Consider the following 25,614-nt stretch of genomic DNA (forward strand, 5'->3'; position numbering starts at 1 on the left):
TCGTACGACGGCCGAGGGCGCCCCTTCGTGAGAAGAGGCGCCCTTCGTCGTGTCCGGAGGTCCGGCGTCAGCCCTTGCTGATCTCCCAGAAGCGGAAGACGGTCGAGGCGTCGAGGCAGTACTCCAGTCCGTAGACGTCCTCGCGGACGACCGCGTACTGCTTGGCCTGCCAGAGCGGGATGACCGGGACCTCTTCGGCGACCAGGTCCTGGAGGCGGCCGTAGTCGTTGTCGGTCGCGGCGCGGTCGCTCTGGGCGGCTGTGCGCGGGATGAGGGTGCCGGTGATCGTGTTGTTGTCGTAGTTGTTGGCCAGCACGTTGCCCTTGCCGAAGAAGGGGGCCGTGAAGTTGTCGGGGTCCGGGTAGTCGGGCACCCAGCCCTTCACGTAGACGCCGTACTTGCCGTCGGCGATGTCCTTCTCGTACTGCTCGAAGTCGACGGACTTGACGTCGGCGTCGAACAGGCCGCTCTTGTTGAGCTGTCCTGCGATCGCCTTGAGCTCCTGGTCGGTGGCCGGGCCGTAGCGGGTCGGGGTGGACCAGAGGGTGAGCTTGACCTTGCCGGTGATGCCGTCGGCGTTCAGGGCCGCGGCGGCCTTGGTCTTGGACGGGTTGGCGCCGTAGGTGTCGAAGAAGGCCGTGTTGTGGCCCGCGATACCGGCCGGGATGATCGAGTACAGCGAGGTGGCGGTGCCCTGGTAGACCTCTGTCATGAGGGCGTCGCGGTCGAGCAGGTAGGCGATGGCCTTGCGTACTCCGAGCTGTCCGGCGACCGGGTCGTCCATGTTGAAGACCAGGTGCTGGACCTCGGCGCTGGTGCCGTCGACGAGGTCGACGCCGGCATCGGTGCCGGCGGCCTCGATGTCGGCGATGTCGCCCGCGCTGAGGCCTCGGTAGGCGATGTCGATCTTGTTGTCGATCAGGGACTGCTTGAGCTCGTCCTGTTTGCCGTGGAAGAACTTCAGGGTGACGCCGGAGTTCTGTACCTCGGCGGTGCCCTTGTAGTTCTCGTTGACGGAGAAGACGGCCTCGTCGTCACCGAACGAGTCCAGCTTGTAGGGGCCGGAGCCGACCGCTTCGCCGTCCTTGCGCAGCCCGTCGGCGTCGTACTGCCGGTGGTCGACAATGGATCCGGCACCGGAGGCGATCTTGCTCGGGAAGGTGGCGTCGGGCGTGTTGAGCTTGAAGACGACCGTCTTCTCGTTCGGCGTCTCGACCTTTTCGAGCATGGGGAACATGATCGCGGGACCGGCGTCGTCGTTGATCTTCAGCATGCGGTCGAAGGAGAACTTGACGTCCTCCGAGGTGAGCGAGTCACCGTTGCTGAACTGCAGGCCGTCCTTGAGCGTGCACGTGTAGACCCTGGTCGCGGTGTCGCTGAACTCGCAGCTCTCCGCGGCCTCGGGCTCGGGCTCCGTGCCGCCCTTGGGGAAGCTCAGCAGCGACTGGAAGACGTTGTTGAACAACAGCCAGGATCCGGGGTCGTAGCCGGACGCGGGGTCGGTGGCCAGGACGTCGTCCGACATTCCCATCACCACGTTGGAGCCGTCGCTCCCCGAGCCCCCGCTCTCCGTACCGCAGCCGGTCAGCAGGCCGGAGGCCAGCCCCGCCATCATCGGCAGGACCGGCCACTGGTTACGCATGTTCACTTACGGATGCCTTGTCGTCGGTTGGCGAATCCCGGCCGTCGTCCGCGGCCCGGGCAGGGGTCGGATCAGCCGCTCACGCCACGGCTGAGCTCCCACAGCTGAAGGGTGGAGGAGGAGTTGAGGACATAGGCGGTGCCGGTGACGTCGTCGCGGGCGGCGACGTACTGCTTGCCCTGCCACAGCGGCAGCACGGGGACGTCGTCGGCGACGATGTCCTGGATGTCCGTCAGGCTGCTGGTGGCGGACAGCCGGTCGGCCTCGCGGCGGGACTCCGGGATCAGGGTGTTGCGGATCTCGCTGTTGGCGTACGGCGAGCCGAGGAAGTTGTCCTTGTCGAGGAAGGGCGCGATGTAGTTGTCGGCGTCCGGGAAGTCGGGGAACCAGCCCATGCCGTAGACGTCGTACTCGCCCTTCTGCTCGGCGGGGCGGAAGGTCGCCCAGGGCGTTCCCTTGATGCTGACGTCGAACAGGCCGCTGTCGTTGAGCTGCTTCTGCAGCTGCTCGAACTCGTTCTTGGTGGCGGCGCCGTAGTGGTCGGTCGTGTAGTGCAGGGTCAGCTTGACCGGGGTGGTGATGCTCGCCTTCGTCAGCAGCGCCTGGGCCTTGGCCTTGCTCGGGTCGCCGTACTTGTTGAAGAACGAGTTGGAGTGGCCGGTGATGCTCGCCGGGACCAGCGAGTACAGCGGCTCGGCCTCGGAGCCGTAGACCTTGGAGACGAGTTCGCTGCGGTTGACGATCTGGGCCATCGCCTGGCGCACGGCCTTGGTCTTGACGGTCGCGGCGTCGGTGTTGAAGGCCAGGTAGCGGATCTCCAGGCCGGGCATCTCGACGAGGTCGACGTCGTCGTCCGAGGAGAGGGAGAGCTTCTCGATCTGCTCCGGCGACATGGTGCGGGACATGACGTCGATGTCACCGTCGTTCAGGGCGCTGCCCATGGCGTCGGCGTCCTCGAAGGAGCGCAGCTCGACCTTGTCGTTGTTCACCTTCAGCGTCCCCGTGTAGTGGGGGTTCTTGGTGAACACGGCATCGACGAGTTCGTCGTTCTTGACGTCGGCCGACATGGTGTACGGGCCGGAGCCGTCGACGTCGAAGCCGTCGCGCAGCTTGCCGCGCTGGTAGTCGTCGGGGTTGACAATGCCGGCGACGGGGGTCGACAGCTTGTACGGGAACGTGGCGTCGGCCGTCTTGAGGTGGAAGATCACCTCGCGGTCGCCCTTGGTCTCGACGGTGTCGATGGTGGACAGCAGGGCGAAGACACCGCTGTCGGCCTTGAGGGAACGGGCGCGGTCGATGGAGTACTTGACGTCCTCGGCCGTGATGGCGTCGCCGTTCGCGAACTGCAGGTTCTTGCGCAGGGTGCAGGCGTAGCGCTCGTTGCCGGTGTCGGTGAAGCGGCAGCTCTCGGCGGCCTCGGGCACGGGTTCGCCCTCGCCGCGCGGCTGGATCATCAGGGTCTGCACGGTCTGGCGCAGGATGTTCCAGGTGCCGACGTCGTAGGCGTACGCCGGGTCGAGCGGCGCGGGTGCTTCCTGCGAGGCGGTGAACCGGTCCGTGGTGCCGACGACGATTCCGTCCCCGCCGCCACTGCCGCCGTCGGACCCACCGCACGCGGCGAGGACCGGCGCGAGCAGACCGATGACGGCCGGCAGCACCAAAGTCTTGCGGTTCATGCTCGAGTTTCTCCAGAGCTGTTGAGTCCGTGTACCCGGCATGCATGGGTGGTGCGGCGGATCACGGGGGTTTCGTCGATGTTCTCGCGACGAGATTAGTCCGCACCTGCACGAGGGTTGACGGCCACCGGAGTTGAGCTGCCATCACGCAGCGAAACCGGGCGTGGACGCATTGAAAACCCGACCGGGGAAGGATTCGTGCAGGGTCCCATCAATCGGGACACAAGGGCACGCGCAAGCCACCCGAACCGGGCGTCGATGCACACACCTCATCGAGTGTCGATCCCCCGTCGCGTGGGGAACGTCACATCATCAACGGTTTGTTCCCGTACCGGAATTCGGCCATCCGTCGAGGCGCGAATTCCTTTGCGTGCGGACCCGGGAAATGCGCCCCCTATCGATGCCGCACGCTGGGTGAACGCTCAGCGCATTTCCGTCATCAGACCGCGGAGAAATGCCAGGTCCACCTCCTCGAGCGAGGTGACGACGGTGCGCCGGGCGGCCGGGGCGATGGGGGCGACCGAGGGCACGGCCACGACATGGCAGCCCGCGGCCTCGGCCGCCGCGATACCGGTCGCGGTGTCCTCCACGACCGCGCATCTGGCCGGATCCGCGCCGAGACCGGCGGCGGCGAAGAGATACGGGTCGGGGTGCGGCTTGGTCCGGGCCACCTCGTCCCCCGCCACCGTGAGCGCGAAGTTCTGGGGGCCGAGCGTGGTGAGCACCCGGTCGATGATGCGCCGGTGCGAGGCGGAGACCAGGGCCGTGGGGATCTCGTACTCGGCGAGCTCGGCCAGCAGCCGGGCGGCGCCCGGCATCAGCGGCAGGGTGCGGCCGATGCGGTCCTCGAACCCCTGGTTGAGCAGCACCGACAGCTCGGCGAGGGTGATGTCGGCACCGGTGGCCTCGATCAGGAACCCCGCGCTGCGGGTCATGGGGCCGCCGACCACCACATGGCGCCATGAGTCGTCGAGGGTGTGACCGAGGCGGGCGAAGACCTCGACCTCGACGTCCCACCAGAACCCCTCGGTGTCCACGAGGGTGCCGTCCATGTCGAGGAGCACCGCCTGCAGGGCTGAGCCTTCGGCCGTACGGGTTACTGGCGCGGGGACCGTGCTGGTCATCCTGGCGCACCTCCTTGAGGGACGATCAGGCCGGCTCCCACGAAGGGAGCCGGCCTGCGGTGGACCGACCAGTGTACGTCGCGGTACGACGACATGCCTTGTTTAACCGGTGTGCCCAGGGGCACACCGGAGTCACGGTGGAGGGGTGCTTCAGCGTGCGTTGAAGTACTTGGCCTCGGGGTGATGGATCACGATCGCGTCCGTGGACTGCTCGGGGTGCAGCTGGAACTCCTCGGACAGCTGAACGCCGATGCGCTCGGGCTGGAGCAGGTCGGCGATCTTGGCGCGGTCCTCGAGGTTCGGGCAGGCGCCGTAGCCGAGGGAGAAGCGGGCGCCCCGGTACTTCAGGGCGAACATGTCCTCGATGTCGCCCGGGTCCTCACCGGCGAAGCCCAGTTCCGAACGCACGCGCGCGTGCCAGTACTCGGCGAGCGCCTCGGCCAACTGGACGGACAGGCCGTGCAGTTCGAGGTAGTCGCGATAGGCGTTGGCCTCGAACAGCTTCGCCGTCTCCTCGCCGATCCGGGAGCCGACGGTGACGACCTGGAGGCCGACGACGTCCGTCTGCCCCGACTCCTCCGGGCGGAAGTAGTCCGCCAGGCACAGTCGGCGGCCGCGGCGCTGGCGCGGGAAGGTGAAACGGGTGCGCTCGTTGCCCTGGTCGTCGAGGATGATCAGGTCGTCGTCCTTGGACACGCACGGGAAGTAGCCGTAGACGACGGCCGCTTCGAGCAGGTTCTCCGTCTGGAGCTTGTCCAGCAGACCGCGCAGCCGGGGCCGTCCCTCGGTCTCGACGAGTTCCTCGTACGTCGGTCCGTCGCCCGCGCGGGCCTGCTTGAGGCCCCACTGGCCCTTGAAGAGGGCGCCCTCGTCGAGCCAGGTCGCGTACTCCTTGAGCTGGATGCCCTTGATGACGCGGGTGTCCCAGAACGGCGGGGTGGGCACGGGGTTGTCGACGGCGACGTCGGAACGGACGTGTCCCTCCTCGGGTCGCTCCTCGACCTCGACGGCGGCGGTCGCACGCACCCTGCGCTGCTTCAGCTCGGGGAGCTTCGCGCCGGGCACGCCGCGCTTGACGCCGATCAGGGCGTCCATGAGGCGCAGGCCTTCGAAGGCGTCGCGGGCGTAGCGGACCTCGCCCTCGTAGATCTCGTGCAGGTCCTGCTCGACATAGGCACGGGTCAGGGCCGCACCACCGAGGATCACCGGGAAGTCGGCGGCCAGGCCACGCTGGTTGAGCTCCTCCAGGTTCTCCTTCATGATCACCGTGGACTTGACCAGGAGCCCGGACATGCCGATGACGTCGGCGCGGTGCTCCGCGGCGGCTTCCAGGATGGCGGAGACCGGCTGCTTGATGCCCAGGTTGACCACGGTGTAGCCGTTGTTGGACAGGATGATGTCGACGAGGTTCTTGCCGATGTCGTGCACGTCGCCGCGGACGGTGGCCAGCACGATCGTGCCCTTGCCCTCGTCGTCCGTCTTCTCCATGTGCGGTTCGAGATAGGCGACGGCGGTCTTCATGACCTCGGCGGACTGGAGCACGAACGGCAGCTGCATCTGGCCGGAGCCGAACAGCTCGCCGACGACCTTCATGCCGTCCAGGAGAATCTCGTTGACGATGTCGAGGGCCGGACGGGACTGCAGGGCCTCGTCGAGGTCGGCCTCCAGGCCGTTCTTCTCGCCGTCGATGATGCGGCGCTTGAGGCGCTCCTCCAGCGGCAGGGCGGCCAGTTCCTCGGCCTTGCCCGCCTTCAGCGACTTCGCGGTGGCGCCCTCGAACAGGGCCATCAGCTTCTGCAGCGGGTCGTAGCCCTCGGCACGCCGGTCGTAGATCAGATCGAGGGCCGTCTGCACCTCTTCCTCACTGAACCGGGCGATCGGCAGGATCTTCGAGGCGTGCACGATCGCCGAGTCCAGACCCGCCTTCGTGCACTCGTCCAGGAACACCGAGTTGAGCAGAATCCGGGCGGCCGGGTTCAGCCCGAAGGAGATATTCGACAGGCCCAGCGTGGTCTGCACGTCCGGGTGGCGGCGCTTGAGCTCGCGGATCGCCTCGATGGTGGCGATGCCGTCCTTACGCGACTCCTCCTGCCCCGTGCAGATGGTGAAGGTCAGGGTGTCGATGAGGATGTCCGACTCGTGGATCCCCCAGTTCCCGGTCAGGTCCTCGATGAGCCGCTCGGCGATGGCGACCTTGTGCTCCGGCGTACGGGCCTGGCCCTCCTCGTCGATGGTCAGCGCGATCAGCGCGGCACCGTGCTCCTGGGCGAGCTTGGTGACCTTGGCGAAGCGGGACTCGGGGCCGTCGCCGTCCTCGTAGTTGACGGAGTTGATGACCGCACGCCCGCCGAGCTTCTCCAGCCCGGCCCGGATGACCGGCACCTCGGTGGAGTCAAGGACGATCGGCAAGGTGGAGGCGGTGGCGAACCGGCCGGCCAGCTCCTGCATGTCGGCGACACCGTCGCGCCCGACGTAGTCCACGCACAGGTCCAGCATGTGCGCGCCCTCGCGGATCTGGTCACGCGCCATCTCCACACAGTCGTCCCAGCGGGCCTCCAGCATGGCCTCACGGAACTTCTTCGACCCGTTGGCGTTCGTCCGCTCACCGATCGCCATGTACGACGTGTCCTGCCGGAACGGCACCGTCTGGTACAGGGAGGCGGCGCCCGGCTCGGGGCGCGGGTTGCGCTCGGTGGGCGCGAGGTCGCGTACCCGCTCGACGACCTGACGCAGGTGCTCGGGAGTGGTGCCGCAGCAGCCGCCGATGAGGGACAGGCCGTAGTCGCGGACGAAGTTCTCCTGCGCGTCGGCCAGTTCGGGCGCGGTCAGGGGGTAGTGGGCGCCGTCCTTCGTGAGGACCGGGAGGCCGGCGTTCGGCATACAGGACAGCTGGATGCGGGAGTGGCGGGCGAGATAGCGCAGGTGCTCGCTCATCTCGGCGGGCCCGGTCGCGCAGTTCAGACCGATCATGTCGATGCCGAGCGGCTCCAGCGCGGTCAGCGCGGCACCGATCTCCGAACCCAGCAGCATCGTGCCGGTCGTCTCCACCGTCACCGAGACGATCAGGGGGACGTCGTACCCGGCCGTCTCCATGGCCCGGCGGGCGGCGATGACGGAGGCCTTGGTCTGGAGGAGGTCCTGCGTGGTCTCCACCAGGAGCGCGTCGGCGCCGCCGGCGAGCAGGCCCTCGGCGTTCTGCTGGTACGCGTCACGGATGGCACCGAAGGTGGTGTGGCCGAGCGTGGGCAGCTTGGTGCCCGGGCCGATCGAGCCGAGGACCCAGCGCTGGCGGCCGTCGCGGGCGGCGTACTCGTCGGCCGTCTCGCGGGCGATGCGGGCACCGGCCTCGGACAGCTCGGTGATGCGTTCGGGGATGTCGTACTCGCCGAGGGCGCTCAGGTTGGCGCCGAAGGTGTTGGTCTCGACGCAGTCGACGCCCGCGTCGAAGTACTCGGCGTGCACCGAGCGCACGATGTCGGGCCGGGTCACATTGAGGATCTCGTTGCAGCCCTCGAGCTGCTGGAAGTCCTCCATCGTGGGGTCCTGGGCCTGGAGCATGGTGCCCATCGCCCCGTCGGCGACCACCACACGGGTGGCGAGTGCCTCGCGGAGGGCGGACGCGCGGGTCCGGCTGTCGGCGGAAGGGGTCGGTGGCAACGAGGCCATGAAAGGGCTCCCTGTGGGTGCGACGGCTGTCGGCTTTGCGTCCTGCCGCGGGGCTTCCCACAGCGGGCGCACGCCGTCAGGGTAGCCGGGACCCGACCCGGACGGTCAGAGCGTCCACGGGACGGACGAGGATGTTGGGCGGCTCGTTCCTGGGATACGAGTGACGCGCGCGTGCAGCGGGAGTGACTTAAAGGTGTCGCACGACCATTGGCGGTTGGTCGGCATGGACTAGTAGTGTTCGACATTGCCGAACGGCGGCAGCGACGTCGCGGGTCGACGGCGAAGGGGACGGAGGCAGAACGGCGATGGCACGGAACATCCAGTCGCTCGAACGGGCGGCCGCGATGCTGCGCCTGCTCGCGGGTGGCGAGCGGCGGCTCGGCCTCTCGGACATCGCCTCGGCCCTGGGCCTCGCCAAGGGCACCGCGCACGGCATCCTGCGCACTCTGCAGCTGGAGGGGTTCGTCGAGCAGGACGATGCGTCCGGGCGGTACCAGCTGGGCGCCGAGCTGCTGCGCCTGGGCACCACCTATCTCGATGTGCACGAGCTGCGGGCGCGCGCCCTGGTGTGGACCGACGATCTGGCCCGGTCCAGCGGCGAGAGCGTCTATCTGGGCGTTCTGCACCAGCAGGGCGTGCTGATCGTGCACCACGTCTTCCGGCCCGACGACAGCCGGCAGGTGCTGGAGATCGGGGCCATGCAGCCGCTGCACTCCACAGCGCTGGGCAAGGTGCTGTCGGCGTACGACCCGGTGGCGCACAGTGAGGTCATCGAGGCGGACCGCAAGGCGTTCACCGATCGCACGGTGTCCGAGCTGGACGCCTTCGAGAACGTCCTCGACATCACACGCGCGCGTGGCTACTCCGTGGACGTGGAGGAGACCTGGGAGGGCGTGGCCGGTGTGGCCGCCCCCATCCACGACCGGCGGCGGATGCCGGTGGGCGCGGTCGGCATCACGGGGGCCGTGGAACGGCTGTGCCGGGACGGCGAGTTGCGTCCCGAGCTGATCGCGGCGGTACGGGACTGTGCCCGCGCGGTGTCGCGGGACCTGGGTGCCGGGCGCTTCTAGAAGTCGGTAAGAGCACACCGGGACGCCCTGACGGCGTTCCGGTTCTGGTCGTACCCTGAAGCGGACATATCGGACGGGGTCTCATAGCAGCCCCCCGTGAAGATCGACAGCTCACAGCGTCAATAACGATCGCACTTTCGATAACAGAACCCTTGACGCACATGTCGCGCCGGAGCGAGACTCCCGTCCATCGGTCGGCATTGTCGAACACCTACCGGCAATACGCGCTAGAGTGTGACAACGCCAAGGGCCGGCACAGCTCTCATCCGAGAGCAGCTCGAACCTCCGGAGGGACCCGGGGTTCGGTCCCCTGGACGAAGGACAAAGGAGTCGCGGGTGTCCAGCTCCGACATCTTCATCGGCGAGACCATCGGTACCGCCATACTCATCCTGCTCGGCGGCGGCGTCTGTGCCGCCGTCACGCTGAAGGCCTCCAAGGCCCGCAACGCGGGCTGGCTCGCCATCACCTTCGGGTGGGGTTTCGCCGTACTGACGGCCGTCTACACCTCCGCACCGCTCTCCGGTGCGCACCTGAACCCGGCCGTCACCCTGGCGCTCGCGCTCAAGAAGAACGGCATCTCCTGGAGTGACGTCCCGATCTACTGGGGCGGGCAGCTGCTCGGCGCCATGATCGGCGCGGCCCTGGTCTGGATCGCCTACTACGGCCAGTTCCACGCGCACCTGACCGACAAGGAGATCGTCGGCGCGCCGGGCGCACAGGCCACCACGGCCAAGGCCGTCGAGGCACAGGAGAAGGGCGCGGGCCCGGTCCTGGGCATCTTCTCCACCGGTCCGGAGATCCGGGTCGCCTGGCAGAACGTCGCCACGGAGATCATCGGCACCATCGTGCTGGTGCTCGCCGTCCTCACGCAGGGCCTCAACGACGGCGGCAACGGCCTGGGCACCCTGGGCGCTCTGATCACCTCGCTGGTCGTCGTCTCGATCGGTCTGTCCCTCGGTGGCCCGACCGGCTACGCCATCAACCCGGCCCGTGACCTCGGTCCGCGTATCGTGCACGCCCTCCTTCCGCTGCCCAACAAGGGCGGCTCGGACTGGAGCTACGCGTGGATCCCGGTGGCCGGTCCGCTGATCGGCGGCGCGATCGCTGCGGGTATCTACAACGTCGCTTTTGCTTAGAAAAGCCTCGCAGCACAAGCCTCGCAGCACGCGGTACCCACAGCTTTCCGACCTAGGACCTCCCAGGAGCACACCGTGACCGACGCGCACACCGCCGGCCCCTTCATCGCCGCCATCGACCAGGGCACCACCTCCAGCCGCTGCATCGTCTTCGACCGCGACGGACGTATCGTCTCCGTCGACCAGAAGGAGCACGAGCAGATCTTCCCGAAGCCGGGCTGGGTCGAGCACAACGCCAACGAGATCTGGACCAACGTCGAGGAGGTCGTCGCCGGGGCCATCCAGAAGGCCGGCATCACCCGCGACGACATCAAGGCCATCGGCATCACCAACCAGCGTGAGACCACGCTGCTGTGGGACAAGAACACCGGTGAGCCCGTCCACAACGCCATCGTGTGGCAGGACACCCGCACCGACGCGCTCTGCAAGGAGCTCGGCCGCAACGTCGGCCAGGACCGCTTCCGCCGCGAGACGGGCCTCCCGCTCGCCTCGTACTTCGCCGGCCCGAAGGCCCGCTGGCTCCTCGACAACGTCGAGGGTCTGCGCGAGCGCGCCGAGAACGGCGACATCCTCTTCGGCACCATGGACAGCTGGGTCATCTGGAACCTGACCGGCGGCGTGAACGGCGGCCGGCACGTCACCGACGTCACCAACGCCTCCCGCACCATGCTGATGAACCTCCACAGCATGGAGTGGGACGAGAAGATCGCCGAGTCCATCGGCGTGCCGCTGGCGATGCTGCCCGAGATCCGCTCCTCCGCCGAGGTGTACGGCGAGGTCAGCGGCGGCAAGCTCGGCGACATCCTCGGTGGCATCCCCGTCGCGTCCGCGCTCGGTGACCAGCAGGCGGCCCTGTTCGGCCAGACCTGTTTCGCCGAGGGCGAGGCCAAGTCGACGTACGGCACCGGCACCTTCCTGCTGATGAACACCGGCGAGAAGCCGGTCAACTCGTACAACGGCCTGCTCACCACGGTCGGCTACCGGATCGGCGACCAGAAGGCGGTCTACGCCCTCGAAGGGTCGATCGCCGTCACCGGTTCGCTGGTGCAGTGGATGCGCGACCAGATGGGCCTGATCTCCACCGCCGCCGAGATCGAGACGCTCGCGCTCTCGGTCGAGGACAACGGCGGCGCCTACTTCGTGCCGGCCTTCTCCGGTCTGTTCGCCCCGTACTGGCGCTCCGACGCCCGCGGTGTGATCGCCGGCCTGACCCGGTACGTCACCAAGGCGCACCTCGCGCGCGCCGTCCTGGAGGCCACGGCCTGGCAGACCCGTGAGATCACCGACGCCATGACGAAGGACTCCGGTGTCGAGCTCGCGGCCGTCAAGGTCGACGGCGGTATGACCTCCAACAACCTGCTGATGCAGACCCTCGCCGACTTCGTGGACGCCCCCGTGGTCCGTCCGATGGTCGCCGAGACGACCTGCCTCGGTGCCGCCTACGCCGCCGGTCTCGCCGTCGGCTTCTGGACCAGCACCGACGACCTGCGCGCCAACTGGCGCCGAGCCGCCGAGTGGACCCCCAACATGGCCGCGGAGAAGCGCGACCGCGAGTACAAGAGCTGGCTCAAGGCCGTCGAGCGGACGATGGGCTGGCTCGAGGACGAAGAGAGCTGACGAGAGCCACTCGTAGGCTCAGCACGCTCTGATGAGGAGTAAGAACCCGAAATGACCAGTCAGACCACCCTGCAGTCCGTGCCTGCCCTCGGTACGCGCCCGGCCTCCGGCTCCAACCCGAGCCGCGCCGAGACCCGGGAGCAGCTCTCCAAGGCGTCGTACGACCTTCTCGTGATCGGCGGCGGCATCCTGGGCATCTCCACTGCCTGGCACGCCGCGCAGTCCGGCCTGCGGGTGGCCCTGGTCGACGCCGGCGACTTCGCCGGTGCCACCTCTTCCGCCTCCTCCAAGCTTCTCCACGGCGGTCTGCGCTATCTGCAGACCGGCGCGGTGAAGCTGGTGGCGGAGAACCACTTCGAGCGCCGTGCGGTCTCCCGCCAGGTGGCTCCCCACCTGGCGAACCCGCTCACGTTCTACCTCCCCGTGTACAAGGGCGGGCCGCACGGCGCCGCGAAGCTCGGGGCGGGCGTCTTCGCCTACTCCGCGCTCTCCGCGTTCGGTGACGGCGTCGGCCACCTCCTCTCGCCGGCCAAGGCGGCGCAGGACGTGCCCGAGCTGCGCACCGACAACCTCAAGGCCGTCGCGGTGTACGGCGACGACCAGATGAACGACGCGCGCATGGCGCTGATGACGGTCCGCGCGGCCGTCGAGGCGGGCGCGGTGGTCCTGAACCACGCCGAGGTGACCGGTCTGCGGTTCACCAAGGGCCGGGTCACGGGCGCCGAGCTGCGCGACCGCCAGTCCGGTGACGAGTTCGGCGTCAGCGCCCGCCTCGTCCTCAACGCGACCGGCCCGTGGGTCGACCACCTGCGCAAGATGGAGGACCCGAACGCGGCCCCCTCGATCCGTCTGTCGAAGGGCGCGCACCTGGTCCTGAAGCGGACGGCGCCGTGGAAGGCCGCGCTGGCCACCCCGATCGACAAGTACCGCATCACCTTCGCCCTCCCCTGGGAGGACATGCTGCTGCTCGGCACCACGGACGAGGAGTTCGAGGGCGACCCGGCGGACGTCTCGGTCACCGAGAAGGACACGGCCCAGATACTCGACGAGGCCGCGTTCTCCATCCGGGACCAGCAGCTCGACCGTGACCTCATCACGTACGCCTTCGCGGGTCTGCGCGTGCTGCCGGGTGGTCCCGGCGACACCGCGAAGGCCAAGCGGGAGACGGTGGTGACCGAGGGCAAGGGCGGCATGCTGTCCGTCGCGGGCGGCAAGTGGACGACCTTCCGGCACATCGGCCGTACGGTCATGAAGCAGCTGGAGTCGCTGCCGGGCGCTCCGCTGGGTGACGACTACGAGCCGATCTCCTCGCTGCCGAAGAAGCTGCCGCTGCCGGGTGTCGCGAACCCGCGCGCGGTGGCGCACCGGCTGCTCGTGGACAACCCGGCGCCGGGTCCGCGGATGGCGGCTGACACGGCGAAGCACCTGGCCACGCACTACGGTTCGCTGGCGTTCGACATCGCGCGGCTGGCGAACGAGAACCCGGAGCTGGGTGAGCGTGTGCACCCGGACGCGCCGGAGATCTGGGCGCAGGTCGTGTACGCGCGGGACAACGAGTGGGCCGAGACGCAGGACGACGTGCTGCGGCGGCGTACGACGCTGACGATCCGCGGTCTGGCCGGCGACGACGTCCGTGCGAAGGTGCAGGATCTGCTCGACAAGAAGTAGACCTCGGGCCGGCCTCTCCCTGACCTGGCCGGCACCACCGGGAAACGGCCCCTCTCCCCTATGGGGGCCCGCACGCGAAAGGGGCGACTCCGCGCCGACGGAGCCGCCCCTTTCGTGTGCCCGCGTTGTCAGTGGCGGGTGTTCTCATGGGCGTATGAACTTGGAACAGGCCGCACCTGAGGATCTCGACGCGCTCCGGAAGGCGTTCGGCGTGGACGATGACGGTGCGTCGGCGCTCGGGTGGGAGGCGGTGCATGCCTTCGAGGCGGAGCACGGGATCGTGCTGCCGGAGCCGTACCGGACGTTCGTGGCGGAGATATCCGACGGTTCGTTGCAGGGGCCGCCGGAGTACGGGCTGGTGGGGCTGGCCGAGCTGCCGTCCGACTGGGGTGACGACGGTGCGGAGCGGAGGCCGGCCGAGCCGTTCCCGCTGACGGAGCCGTGGCTCTGGGAGGAGGACGAGGGGCCCTACGAGGACCCCGAAGCCGTCACCGACCAGGTCTTCAACCACGGTTCGATCGTGCTCGGGACGGACGGGTGCGCGATGAACTGGCATCTCGTCGTCACCGGCCCGCACCGAGGGCACATCTGGCACGTCACGGACGTCGGCGCCATGCCCTTCGGCGCGGAGTTCGGCTTCACGACCTCCGCGCCCGGCTTCGCCGGCTGGGTGGGGCACTGGGCCGCCGGCAAGGAGTGGTTCGACGCCGAGTCAGCCGAGTGAGGCCACGGCGTCGCGCACGGCCTGCGGTGATGTCAGCTCCTCGCGCCGCACGACGAGTTCGCGGCCCAGCAGCAGTGCCCGGCGGGACGCCGGTACCGGGTCCGCGAGAGTCGTCAGGTCGGTCAGGTGGGCGAAGCCGATGATGCGGCGGATGATCTCCGTGCCGGCGTAGCCCACGGACTCGGTCCACACCCGGCGCAGGAAGCGGTCCAGATAGGCGTCGTCGAAGAAGGTGTCGACACGGGCCGGCCACAGGCGGCGGAACTCCGTCTCGAACGCCTCCCAGGACAGGCGGAGTTGGTCGGGGTGGTCCGACAGCGTGCCGAGCGCGCGGGCTCGTTCCTCCGACACCAGCGCGTTGGCCCAGTACAGGCCGAGGTCGTAGCCGATCGGGCCGACGAAGGAGAACTCGGGGTCGAAGACCCGTATGACGGGGGCGCCTTCGCGTTCGCCGACCATGATGCTGCCGGTGTGCAGATCGCCGTGGAGGAGGGCCTGGGCGCTGGTCATGAAGGTGTGGCGGAGGTCGGCGACCTCCGTGCGCAGCCGGGTGTCGGCGCGGAACTCCTTCGCCAGGTCGTCCAGGCCCTCGTGCCAGTGGTTGTGCTCGTGCTCGATGTACGGCTCGGACAGGACCACGTCCTCCGTGATCTTGCAGAGCTCGGGGCTGACCGAGGCGGCGATCAGCGCCTTGCGGTCGGCCGACGCCATGCCGAAGTCACTGGTCGCGAAGGAGAACTGGGCGACGAACTCGCCGGTCCTGGCCGAGGTGTGCGGACCGTAGGACGCGCCTTCGTTCAGCAGGGTCCGCAGCACCTCCAGGTCCGACATGTCCTCCATGACGAGGGCGTAGTTCTCGGGGTCGTAGCCGTGGATCGCCGGGATCTTGTCCGGGGCGACACGGGCGACCTGTTCGTAGGCCCGTGCCTCGGCGTCGGCGCGGTCCGGGTTCATCGGCCAGGAGGGGCCCGCGACGCGGACCCAGGGCAGGGCCTGCTTGAGGGCGAGGCTGCGGGTGCCGTCGGCGTTGGACGCCAGGAACACCCTGTTCATGTTGCCGTCCGAGACCTCGCGGACCTGCGGATCGGCCGCCTCGTCCCAGTGGCCCCGCTCGCGCAGGTACGCGGGGATGTCGTCGGTCTCCAGGATGCGGTAGCCCATGGTCGGTGAACTCCCCTATGCGGTGCGGCGCTTGGACAGGGTGAAGCTGAAGACGAGGGCGAGGATGAGGACCGCGCCCTCGACGACGTCCTGCGTGTAGTACGGCAGGCCCTTGATGGTGAGGCCGGTCGTGATGATGCCGATCAGCACGGCGCCGAGGGCGGTGCCCCAGACGTTCGGGCGGCCGCGGCCGAGGACCGAGGTGCCGACCAGCGCGACCGCCACCGCCTCCAGCAGCTGGGACGTTCCGGCGCTCACATCGCCCTGGCCGATGCGGGACGCCAGGATCAGGCCGCCGATCGAGGCGAGGACGCCGGAGAGGACGTAGGCGAGGGAGCGGTACGCGCCGACGCGGATGCCGGCCAGCCGGGAGGCCTCGGGGTTGGCGCCGATGGCGTACAGGACGCGGCCCCAGCGGGTGCGGGCGAGGAAGACCCAGGCGGCGATCGTCAGGCCGCCGAAGACGAGGACGGAGATGGGGATGCCGAGGACCGTGCCCCGGTCGATCTTCAGGAAGCCCTCGGTGAACTTGCCGGGTGCCGTGGAGCCGTCGTCGAGGGTCATGCCGGGGGTGATGGACTGGCCGTCGACCAGGATGAGTTTGGTGCCCTGGATGACGAACATCGTGCCGAGCGTGGCCAGCATGTCGGGGATCTTCAGGACCACGATGAGGAGCGCGTTCAGCAGACCTGCCACGGCGCCCGCCGCGATCACCGCGATGATCGCGACCGTGCCGACCTGGTTGTGGACGACCATCGTCTGCGCGGCGACGGAGACACCCAGTCCGGCGACCGCGCCGACGGACATGTCCATTCCGCCGACGGCCATGGTGAGGGTGACGCCGAGGCCGAGGATGGCGGCGACGGAGACGTACCGCAGGGTGTCGAGGAGGGTGGCCGACTCACGGAAGGAGCCCTCGCTCAGCGCGAAGTAGAGGAAGAGCGCGACCGTCACGAAGATGAAGCCGTACTTGATGACGGCGTTCTGGGCGCGCGCGGCGGTGGTGGTGGCGGGCGGGATCGCCGCCTTGACCGGGACCTCGGTGCTCTGCTGGGTGGTCATGGGGGGACTGCTTCCTTCGGCGGCCGGTGTCAGCCGGGGCTAGACGGACACGGCGATGGTCTGGATCACACGGTCGCGTTCCGCGTCCTCGCCGTACGCGTCGAGATGGATCTCACCGGACGCGAGGACGACGACCCGGTCGGCGATCTCGAGGATCTCGTCGACGTCGGCGGACAGGACGAGGACGGCGGCACCCTCGGCGGCGAGGGACCGGGCGCGGCGGCCGATGTCGCGCCGGGCGCCGATGTCCACGCCTCGGAACGGCTCGTCCAGGATGAGGACTCGGGGTGGGTGTGCCAGCCAGCGGCCGACGACGACCTTCTGCTGGTTGCCGCCGGACAGCTCCTCCACGGTGCTGTGTTCGTCGCGGGCGACGACGCCGAGGGCCTCGATGGTGGCGCGGCCGAGGGCGTCCTCCTTCCCGCGCTGGACGAGCCCTGCTCTCGACAGGGACTTCAGGAACGGCAGCGAGATGTTCTGCGCCAGCGACCAGCCGGGCACGAGGGCGTCGGCGTGCCGGTCCTCGGGGACCAGGTGGATGCCGGCCCGGATCGCGTCGGCGGGCCGCCGGGGCGCGAAGTCCTTGCCGTCGAGTTCGACGGAGCCGGACGCGAAGGGCTCGGCGCCGAACAGGCCGCGGGCCAGCTCGGTCTTGCCCGCGCCCAACAGGCCCACGACACCGGTGACTTCGCCGGCGCGGAGGTCCAGGTCGAGAGGTGCGCGGCCCGCGAAGAGCCGTACCCCCCGAAGGGAGAGCACGGCAGCGCCGGCCGCTCCCTCCCGGACCGGGCGGGCCGTGGTCGTCTCGTGGGCCTGGGCGAGCATCGCCCGCAGGGCCGCGTCCCAGTCGAAGGGCTTGGTCTGGTCCTCGGTGAGACGTCCGTCCCGCAGGACGACCAGACGGTCGGCCAGCGCGTCGATCTCGCCGAGCCGGTGGGAGACGTAGAGCACCGCGATGCCGTCGTCGCGCATCTTCTCGACCAACGCGAACAGGCGCTCCGCCTCGGCGGCGGAGAGGGCGGAGGTCGGCTCGTCGAGGATGAGCAAGCGCGGCCGGGTGGCCAGGGCGCGGGCGAGGATGAGCAACTGGCGGTCGGAGATGCCGAGTTCGGTGACATCGCGCTTGAGGAGGCTGTCGCTCCAGTCCAGACCGAGGCCGGCCTGGATCTCGCGGGCGCGGGCCAGCAGCCTGCCCCCGTTCAGGAACGGGTTGCCCCGGCTCTGGGCCAGCTCCTCGAAGACCAGGTTCTCGGCGACCGTGAGGCCGGGCACGATGCCCTCGCTGATGCGCTGATGCACGGTCTGGATGCCCAGCTGGCGTGCGGCCAGCGGCGACTGGAGAGCGGCGGTTTCGCCCGCGACCCGCACCTCGCCGCCGTGGTCGGTGTGCACGCCGGACAGGATCTTGATCAGCGTGGACTTGCCGGCGCCGTTCGCACCGAGCAGCGCGACCACGCTGCCCGGTGCGATGTCCAGGGAGACGGAGGCGAGGACGGTCTTGCCTCCGAAGGCCATGCTGACGTCGGTGAGGCCGACCGCGGGCGTCCGGGTCGTCTCAGTGGGCGACATTCGAGATCCAGTCCGCGGTCGAGACCTGGGACAGGTTCAGCGCGGGCAGCGCCGTGCGGAGCTGGTCCATGTTCTCGATCTTGTTCTTGTTCAGGAAGTCCTGGGTGATGGCGACGGCCGGGAACTCGACGGAGGTCTTGTTCAGCTGTCCGGCCAGCTCCAGGGCGGTCGTACGGACGACGGCGGCGCCCACCGCGGACGGGTCGGTGCCGGCCGTGGCGACCCACGGGCTGTCGGCGGCGGTCATCTGCTGGATGTCGGCGTTGGAGACGTCCGCGCCGAAGACCTTCACCTTGTCCTGGAGCTTCTTGTTCTGGACGGCGAGGACGGTGCCCTTGGCCAGCTCGTCGTAGGGGGCGAACACGCCCGCCACGTCCGAGTGCTGGGTGAGCGCGGCGGAGACCAGGGGAACGTTGTCGGTGGCCGTGGAGTCGGTGACCTTGCCGACCTTGAACTCCTGCTTCCAGCCCTGCGCGGCGAGTTCCTTGGTCCAGACGGTGTTCCGCTTGTCGAGGGCCGCGTAGCCGGCGACGTTGACGTAGCCGACCTTGGCGTCCTTGCCGACCTCCTTGGCCATCACGTCGAGGACGGCCTGGGCCATGCTCGCGTCGTCCTGCTTGGTCGAGACGACACCCTTCGTGGCCGTCTCGACGTCGTAGACGACGACCTTGATGCCCTTCTTCACGGCCTTGTCGATCTCCGGTTGGATGGTCGCCGGGAAGCCGTGGTCGATGATGATCGCCTTGGCGCCGGAGTTGATCGCCGAGGAGAGGTCGGTGGCCTGCTTGGCGTTGTCGGCCTGCGCGTCGTAGACCGTCAGGTCGATGCCGAGGGCCTTGGCCTGGGCCTTGGCTCCGTTGCCCCACTGCTCGAAGTAGTCGCCGGCGCCGCTCTGGCGGACCAGGGCGACCTTGACCGCGCCGTCGCTGAAGGGGGCGGGCTTCTTGCCGGTGGCGGCCGACGCGGAGGCGGCGGTGCTGCCGGTGTCCTTCGAGGCGTCCGTGGACTGCGAGCAGCCGGCGAGCAGGAGTGCGGAGACGGAGGCCAGCGAGAGCGCGGCAAGGGGGAGGCGGACACGGGACATGAGGGGCTCCAGGTGCGGGGTGGTGCGAAGGGGGGTGAAGCGGAGGGGAACGCGCGACCCGGAGCGAGGGAAAGGAATGCGCCACCCCGAGCAGGGGCGGTGGCCCGCGGTGACAAGGGTGTGCGGGGCTCCGGGTGGGGTCAGCGACAGCTGGCCGTGGCCGTCCGGAGCAGATCCACGTGCAGCCGCCGCACGAGCAGCAGCGTCTTCATGCACAGATCATGGGAACGATTCCGGCCATTCGTCAAAGCACTGAACACGCTTTCTCACTGCTTGAGACAACAACTTCGTCACACCGGGTTGACCTGCCGGGTCGAGTTACCATCGCGGAACCGGCACCCCACCCGGACCAGTGAGGCCCTGATGACGACACCACACGCGACAGCGCTGCGCATGCCCCGCATGCCTCGCCGCTGTCCCGGCGCCGCGTGTCGCGGCTGACCGACTGTCCGTCGCCGCCCTCTTCCTGCCCTGCCCGTCCGGTGCTTGTCTCGGTATCCGGACATCCCTTCCAGACGCCTGGAGTTGTTCCCATGACCCTGCTGACGACCTGGTCCGAGTCCGGCCCCGAGACGCTGGTCCGCCGTACCTCGGACCCCGCCGAGATCGCCGAGGCCCTCAAGCCGCTCGGTGTGCGCTACGAGCAGTGGCCCGTCCGTGAGGACGTCCCGTTCGACGCCGACAGCGACACGGTGTTCGCCGCGTACGGCCCGGAGATCGACAAGCTGAACGCCGAGGAGGGCTTCACCACCGTCGACGTCCTCGGCCTGCACCCGAGCGACGACCCGGAGTTCCCGGCGAAGGCCGCGGCCGCGCGCGCGAAGTTCCTCCAGGAGCACACGCACGACGACGATGACGAGGTCCGCTTCTTCGTCTCCGGCTCCGGGATCTTCTATCTGCACGTGAACGGCGAGGTCCACGCGGTCTTCTGCGAGAAGGGCGACCTGCTGGGCGTGCCGCGCGGCACCACCCACTGGTTCGACATGGGCACCAGCCCGTCGTTCACCGCGATCCGCTTCTTCCACGAGGAGGACGGCTGGATCGGCAACTTCACCGGCTCGACGATCGCCTCCCGTTTCCCGGACTACGACACGATCGCGGCGGGTTACGCGGCCGGCGAGGGCGCGGCGTGACGCAGCGGGGCCTGACGTACGACGTGGACGCCGTGGTGCTCGACATCGAGGGCACCACGAGCGCCACGGGCTTCGTCGTCGACGTGCTCTACCCGTACTCGCGCGCGCGTTTCGGCGCGCTGCTGAACGAGCGGGCCGACGATCCGGACGTGGCGCGGGCCGTCGTGCAGGTGCGCGAGGAGCTGGGCGATCCGCGGGCCGACGCGGCCGCGGTCGAGAAGGCCCTGAACGCCTGGCTCGACGAGGACCGCAAGGCCACGCCGCTGAAGACCCTCCAGGGGATCATCTGGTCCGAGGGCTTCGCACGCGGCGACCTCGTCTCGCACTTCTACGACGACGTCGTACCGCGGCTGCGTGTCTGGCACGCGGCGGGGACGAGGCTGTACGTCTACTCGTCAGGCTCGGTGTCCGCCCAGCAAGCCTGGTTCAGGAACAGCCCGGAGGGCGACCTCACCTCGCTCGTCTCCGGTCTCCACGACACCGAGAGCGCGGGCCCCAAGCAGGAGCCGGAGTCGTACCGCCGTATCGCGCAGTCGGCCGGCGTCGAGCCCTCGCGGCTCCTCTTCCTCTCCGACCGCCCCGGCGAGCTGGACGCGGCCCGCGCGGCCGGCTGGCACGCGGTGGGCATCCGGCGGCCCGGGGAGCCGTACTACGAGCAGGGCGTCGGCGACCACGCCGAGGCGGGGGCGTTCGACGAGATCACCATCAGCACCACCGGGAGCACCGTATGACCGCCGAGATCACCGAACTGGACCTGGAGGAGGCGGGGGCGGTCCTCGCCGCCGAGTCCGCGCGCTTCGCGGGCTTCGGCTGGATGCGGGGCACCTCCGGCAACCTGTCCGTCGTGCTCACCCGCGAACCGCTGCGGCTCGCGGTCACCGCGAGCGGGCACGACAAGGGTGAACTGACCCCTGCCGACGTGGTGTTGGTGGACGGTCAGGGCGCCGCGGTGCGGGGCGGCAAGCCGTCCGCGGAGGCCGAGTTGCACGCGCGGGTCGCCGCGCTGACGGGGGCCGGGGCCGTGGTGCACGTCCACACGGTCGCCTCCGTGGCCATGGGCCGGCGTGAGCCGGGCGGGATCGTCTTCAAGGACGTGGAGATGCTCAAGGGCGTCGGGCAGCCCGCGCACGACGTCGAGGTGACGCTGCCGGTCATCGCCAACAGCCAGGACATGAAGGTGCTCGGGGACCGTCTGGAGGCGGCGCGCGACCCGCGGATGCCGGCCGTGGTGGTCGCGGGGCACGGCCTGTATGTGTGGGGCGCCGATCCCCGTCAGGCGCGGCACCACACCGAAGTCGTGGAGTGGCTGCTGGAGTTGGAGCTGTCGCAGCGCTGAGCGGTGCCGGGACGAAGGGGACCTCCGGGCTCGGGGGTCCCCTTCCGCGTGCCGCGGGTTCTACTGCAGGTGATCGCCGGGCAGTTGGCCGGACGCCACCTCCAGTACGCCCCGCTCCGTCACCAGTCCCGTCACCAGCCGCCCAGGCGTCACGTCGAAGGCGGGGTTGTGGCCGCGGGAGTCGGCGGGAGCCGTCCGTACCCCGCCCCACTCCAACACCTCGTCCTCGCCGCGCAGTTCGATGTGGATCTCGTCGCCGGTCTTGGTCGACAGGTCCACGGTGGTCGTCGGCGCCGCCACCAGGAACGGGATCCCGGCGTCCGCGCAGGCGAGCGCCACGCCCACCGTGCCGACCTTGTTCGCGGTGTCGCCGTTGGCGGCGATGCGGTCCGCGCCGACGATCGCCGCGTCGACCTGGCCGCGCAGGATGGTGCCGGCGGCGGCGCCGTCCGCCTGGACGTAGTGCGGTATGCCCTCCTGGACCAACTCCCAGGCGGTGAGGCGGGATCCCTGGAGCAGGGGGCGCGTCTCGTCGGCATAGACCACTTCAAGGCGTCCGCGCGCGTGGAGTTCGCGGATGACGCCGAGTGCCGTGCCCCATCCGGCCGTCGCCAGCGCGCCCGTGTTGCAGTGGGTCAGGATGCGCAACGGCCGCTCCACGCCCACCATTTCGAGCAGCCAGTCGGCGCCGTGGGCGCCCATCGCCCGGTTCGCCTCGACGTCCTCGCGCTGGACGGCGACGGCCTCCTCCAGCACGGCGTCGAGGCCCTCGTCGAAGCGGGTCATCACGCGGTCCACGCACACCATCAGGTTGACGGCGGTCGGCCGGGCCTCCCGGATGCGCGCGACGGCGGCCCGCACCTCGTCCACCGACCAGCCCTCGCGCTCGCCCTGCACCAGCGCGAGCGCGACGCCGTACGCGCCGGCCGCACCGATCGCGGGCGCGCCGCGCACCACGAGCCGCTGGATCGCGTCGACCAGAGTGTCCACATCGTGGACAATCATCGTCTCGTTGCGGTGCGGGAGCAGTGTCTGGTCGATGAGGGCGAGGGCGTCTCCGGTCCAGTCGACGGCACGCAATTCGTGGGGCATTTCGGGACACTCCTGCTGTTCCGGTGGTGTCCGGCCACGGTACATGACCTGGTAGAACCACAGTTCGAGACAGTCGGGCAGGTGTCCGGAAACGAATGCTACTGTCCGGCAATCAGTCCGCAGACCGAGACGAAGGAGGAAGCCCGTGCTGCTGACCAAGCGCCGTTTCCTCGACTTCGGCCGGTGTGCCGGTGACGGCTGTCGACGCTGACCCGTCCCCGTTCCAGCGTCCCCTCTCACCTCATCGCCGCTCCCGCCCGAGCGTGCCTCGCCGTACCCGGAAGGTCTCCCGATGTCCCGTAGACACCACCGTTCCCTGCAGCTCGCCGCCGCCACCGCCCTCATGGTCACCGCGGCCACCGCCTGCAACGCCGCCGCGAAGAGCGACGCCTCCGACAGCGCGAGCGGCGGCAGCGGCAAGACCTTCACCCTCGTCACGCCCGACGCGGTCGGTCAGAACGAGTTCCTCAAGCTCGCCGTCACCGGCGTCAAGGACGCGGCGAAGCAGCACGACGGCTCGCAGAAGGTCTACGAGTCCACGGACACCGCCTCCCAGCAGCAGAACGTGCAGGCCGCGGTGGACGCCAAGCCGGACGTCGTCGTGCTGGTCGGCTTCGAGTTCGCCGACCTCGTCGCGCAGCAGGCGCAGAAGAACCCGAAGCAGCAGTTCCTGATCATCGACGCCTGCACCGCCAAGACCTTCAAGAACGTCAGCTGCGCGGTCTTCCGCGAGCACGAGGGCGTGTACCTCGCGGGCGCCGAGGCCGGTCTGCTCACCGAGTCGGGCAAGGTCGGCGCGGTCGACGTCCTCGACACACCCCAGTTCCGCCGCTACAGCGACCCGTTCGCGGCCGGAGCCAAGAAGGTCGCCGCCAAGACCGAGACGTCGACGCGCTTCGTCGGCGGCCAGTCCCCCTTCGACGACTCGGCGCGTGCCAAGGAGCAGGCGAACACCCTGCTCTCCAAGGGCTACGACCAGATCATGGCGGCCGCCGCGGCCGGCAACTACGGCGTCTTCGAGGCCGCGAAGGCCAAGGGCGCCTACGCGTACGGCGTCGACGTCAACCAGTGCGTCTCGGCGCCGGGCACGGTCGTCGACAACGTGATCAAGCGCACGGACGTCGCCGTGGAGAAGGGCATCGAGTCGGTCCTGGCCGGTAAGACAGGCACCGTCTCCTACGGCCTCAAGGAGGGCGGCATCAGCCTGACCGGGCTGGAGGACGGCGTCGACTCGTCGAAGTGCGTGATCGCCGACCACAAGGACGTCCTCGCGAAGGTCGAGGAGCTGCGCGACCAGATCGTCTCCGGAGAGCTGAAGGTCGATGACCCCGCCGCCGGCTGACGCCGAGGGCCTGGCCGTCGAGCTCCGGGGAATCACCAAGCGGTTTCCCGGCACGCTCGCCAACGACTCCGTCGACCTGACCGTCCGCCACGGCGAGATCCACGCCCTGATGGGCGAGAACGGCGCGGGCAAGTCCACGCTCATGTCGATCCTGTACGGCATGGAGCGCGCCGACACGGGCTCGGTCCGTGTCGGCGGCCGTGACGCGCACTTCGCCAGCCCGGGCGACGCGATGGCCGCCGGGCTCGGCATGGTCCACCAGAGTTTCAAGCTGTTCGACTCGCTGACGGTTGCCGAGAACGTCGTCTACGCCGCCGAGCCGCGCCGCTTCGGCCTGGTGGACCGCGCCGCGGCCCGCCGCCGGGTACGTGAACTCGCCGAGGAGCACGGCCTCGCCGTGGACCCCGACGCGCGCGTCGGTGATCTGCCCGTGGGTCTGCGCCAGCGCGTGGAGATCCTCAAGCTGGTGCACCGCGGCGCCCGCACGCTGATCCTCGACGAGCCGACGGCGGTGCTCACACCGGCCGAGGCCGACGCCCTGTTCGCGGTGCTCAGGTCGCTGGCCGCACAGGGCCGTACGGTGATCCTCGTCACGCACAAGCTCCGCGAGGTGCTGGAGGTCAGCGACCACGTGACCGTCCTGCGGGACGGCAGGGTGGTCGCCCGTCTGGTCACCTCGGAGACCTCCGCCGACGAGATCGCGGCGGCCATGACCGGCCGCGCGGTCGAACTCGACCGCGTCCACACCCGGGGCACACCCGGTGACGCCGTGCTGGAGGTGACCGGTCTCGCCACCGACGGGGTGCACGGCGCCGGACTCACCGTCCGCGCCGGCGAGATCGTCGGCATCGCGGGCGTCGCGGGCAACGGCCAGAGCGAGCTGATCGAGGCGCTGGCGGGTCTGCGGCCGACCACCGCCGGGCGGGTGACCCTCGAGAACGAGGACATCACCCACGCCTCCGCCACCGAACGCCGCCTCAAGGGCCTGGCGTACGTCCCCGAGGACCGGCACGCGGTCGGTACGGCGCCCGCGGCGTCCGTCGCCGACAACCTCGCGATGGGCCACCACCGTACGTCCCTGTCCTCCCGCGGCCTGCTGCCGCCGACGGCCGTCCGGGAGCACGCGCGGCGGCTGATCGCGCGGTTCGGCGTCAAGGCGTCGAGCCCCGAGGTGCCCGCCTCCGCGCTGTCCGGCGGCAACCTCCAGAAGCTGCTGATCGGCCGCGAACTCGCCCACGACGCCCCGCTGTTGCTCGTCGAGCAGCCCACGCGCGGTGTCGACATCGGCGCCATCCAGAACATCCACGACCAGATCGTCGCCTACCGCGACGCCGGCCACGCCGTCCTCCTCGTCTCGGCCGAACTGAGCGAGATCCGGGGCCTGTCGGACCGGGTGCTGGTGATGTACGAGGGCCGGATCACGGCGTCGTACGACAAGGACGAGGCGGACGAACGGACGCTGGGCCTCGCGATGGCGGGCGCCCGGGTCACGGTGGAGGCCGTCGACTGAC

At 69.5% G+C, this 25,614-nt stretch carries 19 protein-coding genes; 10 read left to right on the forward strand and 9 right to left on the reverse strand.

Annotation, left to right across the window (positions count from 1 at the left end; translation table 11 throughout):
- Nucleotides 1-67: 67 nt before the first annotated feature.
- The 4 genes from ACIOHP_RS19205 to metH form a co-directional block, all read right to left on the reverse strand.
- Entirely contained in the window at nt 68-1,648 is a 1,581-nt protein-coding gene (locus ACIOHP_RS19205) for an ABC transporter substrate-binding protein (RefSeq protein ID WP_401888825.1), read from the reverse strand.
- Nucleotides 1,649-1,713: 65 nt separating this feature from the next.
- A complete protein-coding gene (locus tag ACIOHP_RS19210) occupies nt 1,714-3,318 on the reverse strand; it encodes an ABC transporter substrate-binding protein (RefSeq protein WP_361553305.1) in 1,605 nt (534 codons plus the stop codon).
- Nucleotides 3,319-3,740: 422 nt separating this feature from the next.
- Complete coding sequence (locus ACIOHP_RS19215; RefSeq protein WP_361553308.1) at nt 3,741-4,442, reverse strand: HAD family phosphatase; 702 nt, start codon at nt 4,440-4,442, stop codon at nt 3,741-3,743.
- A 150-nt stretch (nt 4,443-4,592) separates the two neighbouring features.
- A complete protein-coding gene (metH, locus tag ACIOHP_RS19220) occupies nt 4,593-8,108 on the reverse strand; it encodes a methionine synthase (protein ID WP_401888828.1) in 3,516 nt (1,171 codons plus the stop codon).
- 305 nt (nt 8,109-8,413) lie between these two features.
- Here metH and ACIOHP_RS19225 point away from each other — a divergent pair, with 305 nt between their 5' ends.
- The 5 genes from ACIOHP_RS19225 (at nt 8,414) to ACIOHP_RS19245 (ending at nt 14,324) form a co-directional block, all read left to right on the forward strand.
- Nucleotides 8,414-9,178 (forward strand): IclR family transcriptional regulator, encoded by a 765-nt coding sequence (locus tag ACIOHP_RS19225; protein WP_327716067.1) that lies wholly within the window; start codon nt 8,414-8,416, stop codon nt 9,176-9,178.
- Between the two features lie 336 nt (nt 9,179-9,514).
- On the forward strand, nt 9,515-10,315 hold the full coding sequence (locus ACIOHP_RS19230) for an MIP/aquaporin family protein (protein WP_362409221.1): 801 nt from the start codon (nt 9,515-9,517) through the stop codon (nt 10,313-10,315).
- 75 nt (nt 10,316-10,390) lie between these two features.
- Nucleotides 10,391-11,932: a glycerol kinase GlpK gene (gene glpK / locus ACIOHP_RS19235; RefSeq protein ID WP_361549095.1), complete on the forward strand. Its 1,542-nt coding sequence runs from the start codon at nt 10,391-10,393 to the stop codon at nt 11,930-11,932.
- A gap of 51 nt (nt 11,933-11,983) precedes the next feature.
- Nucleotides 11,984-13,600, forward strand: a complete 1,617-nt coding sequence (locus ACIOHP_RS19240; RefSeq protein WP_361549091.1) for a glycerol-3-phosphate dehydrogenase/oxidase — start codon at nt 11,984-11,986, stop codon at nt 13,598-13,600.
- 154 nt (nt 13,601-13,754) lie between these two features.
- Nucleotides 13,755-14,324, forward strand: a complete 570-nt coding sequence (locus ACIOHP_RS19245) for an SMI1/KNR4 family protein (protein WP_361549089.1) — start codon at nt 13,755-13,757, stop codon at nt 14,322-14,324.
- On the opposite strand, the gene mtnK is transcribed toward ACIOHP_RS19245, so the two are convergent.
- From mtnK to ACIOHP_RS19265, 4 genes are read right to left on the reverse strand one after another with little or no spacing between them, the layout of a single operon-like run.
- Nucleotides 14,313-15,485: an S-methyl-5-thioribose kinase gene (gene mtnK / locus ACIOHP_RS19250; RefSeq protein WP_401888833.1), complete on the reverse strand. Its 1,173-nt coding sequence runs from the start codon at nt 15,483-15,485 to the stop codon at nt 14,313-14,315. The two genes, ACIOHP_RS19245 and mtnK, sit on opposite strands and share 12 nt — an antisense overlap.
- A gap of 15 nt (nt 15,486-15,500) precedes the next feature.
- Nucleotides 15,501-16,547, reverse strand: a complete 1,047-nt coding sequence (locus tag ACIOHP_RS19255) for an ABC transporter permease (protein ID WP_401888835.1) — start codon at nt 16,545-16,547, stop codon at nt 15,501-15,503.
- Nucleotides 16,548-16,586: 39 nt separating this feature from the next.
- Nucleotides 16,587-18,116, reverse strand: a complete 1,530-nt coding sequence (locus ACIOHP_RS19260) for a sugar ABC transporter ATP-binding protein (RefSeq protein WP_401888838.1) — start codon at nt 18,114-18,116, stop codon at nt 16,587-16,589.
- Entirely contained in the window at nt 18,103-19,200 is a 1,098-nt protein-coding gene (locus ACIOHP_RS19265) for a substrate-binding domain-containing protein (RefSeq protein WP_401888841.1), read from the reverse strand. Before ACIOHP_RS19265 ends, ACIOHP_RS19260 begins: the two co-directional genes overlap by 14 nt.
- Nucleotides 19,201-19,733: 533 nt before the next feature.
- Between ACIOHP_RS19265 and ACIOHP_RS19270 the strand changes: the two genes are divergently transcribed.
- The 3 genes from ACIOHP_RS19270 to mtnB are packed head-to-tail and all read left to right on the forward strand — an operon-like array spanning nt 19,734 to nt 21,669.
- Nucleotides 19,734-20,333: a cupin gene (locus ACIOHP_RS19270; protein ID WP_351690382.1), complete on the forward strand. Its 600-nt coding sequence runs from the start codon at nt 19,734-19,736 to the stop codon at nt 20,331-20,333.
- Nucleotides 20,330-21,064 (forward strand): acireductone synthase, encoded by a 735-nt coding sequence (gene mtnC / locus ACIOHP_RS19275; protein ID WP_401888845.1) that lies wholly within the window; start codon nt 20,330-20,332, stop codon nt 21,062-21,064. Before ACIOHP_RS19270 ends, mtnC begins: the two co-directional genes overlap by 4 nt.
- Nucleotides 21,061-21,669: a methylthioribulose 1-phosphate dehydratase gene (mtnB, locus tag ACIOHP_RS19280; RefSeq protein ID WP_361549075.1), complete on the forward strand. Its 609-nt coding sequence runs from the start codon at nt 21,061-21,063 to the stop codon at nt 21,667-21,669. The genes mtnC and mtnB overlap by 4 nt, the downstream gene beginning before the upstream one ends.
- A 60-nt stretch (nt 21,670-21,729) precedes the next feature.
- On the opposite strand, the gene mtnA is transcribed toward mtnB, so the two are convergent.
- Nucleotides 21,730-22,761, reverse strand: coding sequence for an S-methyl-5-thioribose-1-phosphate isomerase (mtnA, locus tag ACIOHP_RS19285; protein ID WP_401888848.1), 1,032 nt, complete (start codon nt 22,759-22,761; stop codon nt 21,730-21,732).
- Nucleotides 22,762-23,053: 292 nt separating this feature from the next.
- Between mtnA and ACIOHP_RS19290 the strand changes: the two genes are divergently transcribed.
- Nucleotides 23,054-24,103 carry a BMP family ABC transporter substrate-binding protein gene (locus ACIOHP_RS19290; RefSeq protein ID WP_401888851.1) on the forward strand — a complete coding sequence of 350 codons (1,050 nt, stop codon included), beginning with the start codon at nt 23,054-23,056 and terminating at the stop codon, nt 24,101-24,103.
- A complete protein-coding gene (locus tag ACIOHP_RS19295) occupies nt 24,084-25,613 on the forward strand; it encodes an ABC transporter ATP-binding protein (protein ID WP_401888854.1) in 1,530 nt (509 codons plus the stop codon). The genes ACIOHP_RS19290 and ACIOHP_RS19295 overlap by 20 nt, the downstream gene beginning before the upstream one ends.
- Nucleotide 25,614 lies beyond the last annotated feature (1 nt).

Source organism: Streptomyces sp. NPDC087859, from assembly GCF_044742595.1.
Lineage (GTDB): Bacteria > Actinomycetota > Actinomycetes > Streptomycetales > Streptomycetaceae > Streptomyces > Streptomyces canus_F.

Coding starts and splice junctions, on each gene's coding strand:
- ACIOHP_RS19210 (WP_361553305.1), bottom strand. CDS start 3,318: ATGAACCGCAAGACTTTGGTGCTGCCGGCCGTCATCGGTCTGCTCGCG.
- ACIOHP_RS19215 (WP_361553308.1), bottom strand. CDS start 4,442: ATGACCAGCACGGTCCCCGCGCCAGTAACCCGTACGGCCGAAGGCTCA.
- metH (WP_401888828.1), bottom strand. CDS start 8,108: ATGGCCTCGTTGCCACCGACCCCTTCCGCCGACAGCCGGACCCGCGCG.
- ACIOHP_RS19225 (WP_327716067.1), top strand. CDS start 8,414: ATGGCACGGAACATCCAGTCGCTCGAACGGGCGGCCGCGATGCTGCGC.
- ACIOHP_RS19240 (WP_361549091.1), top strand. CDS start 11,984: ATGACCAGTCAGACCACCCTGCAGTCCGTGCCTGCCCTCGGTACGCGC.
- ACIOHP_RS19245 (WP_361549089.1), top strand. CDS start 13,755: ATGAACTTGGAACAGGCCGCACCTGAGGATCTCGACGCGCTCCGGAAG.
- mtnK (WP_401888833.1), bottom strand. CDS start 15,485: ATGGGCTACCGCATCCTGGAGACCGACGACATCCCCGCGTACCTGCGC.
- ACIOHP_RS19255 (WP_401888835.1), bottom strand. CDS start 16,547: ATGACCACCCAGCAGAGCACCGAGGTCCCGGTCAAGGCGGCGATCCCG.
- ACIOHP_RS19260 (WP_401888838.1), bottom strand. CDS start 18,116: ATGTCGCCCACTGAGACGACCCGGACGCCCGCGGTCGGCCTCACCGAC.
- ACIOHP_RS19265 (WP_401888841.1), bottom strand. CDS start 19,200: ATGTCCCGTGTCCGCCTCCCCCTTGCCGCGCTCTCGCTGGCCTCCGTC.
- ACIOHP_RS19270 (WP_351690382.1), top strand. CDS start 19,734: ATGACCCTGCTGACGACCTGGTCCGAGTCCGGCCCCGAGACGCTGGTC.
- mtnB (WP_361549075.1), top strand. CDS start 21,061: ATGACCGCCGAGATCACCGAACTGGACCTGGAGGAGGCGGGGGCGGTC.
- mtnA (WP_401888848.1), bottom strand. CDS start 22,761: ATGCCCCACGAATTGCGTGCCGTCGACTGGACCGGAGACGCCCTCGCC.
- ACIOHP_RS19290 (WP_401888851.1), top strand. CDS start 23,054: ATGTCCCGTAGACACCACCGTTCCCTGCAGCTCGCCGCCGCCACCGCC.
- ACIOHP_RS19295 (WP_401888854.1), top strand. CDS start 24,084: ATGACCCCGCCGCCGGCTGACGCCGAGGGCCTGGCCGTCGAGCTCCGG.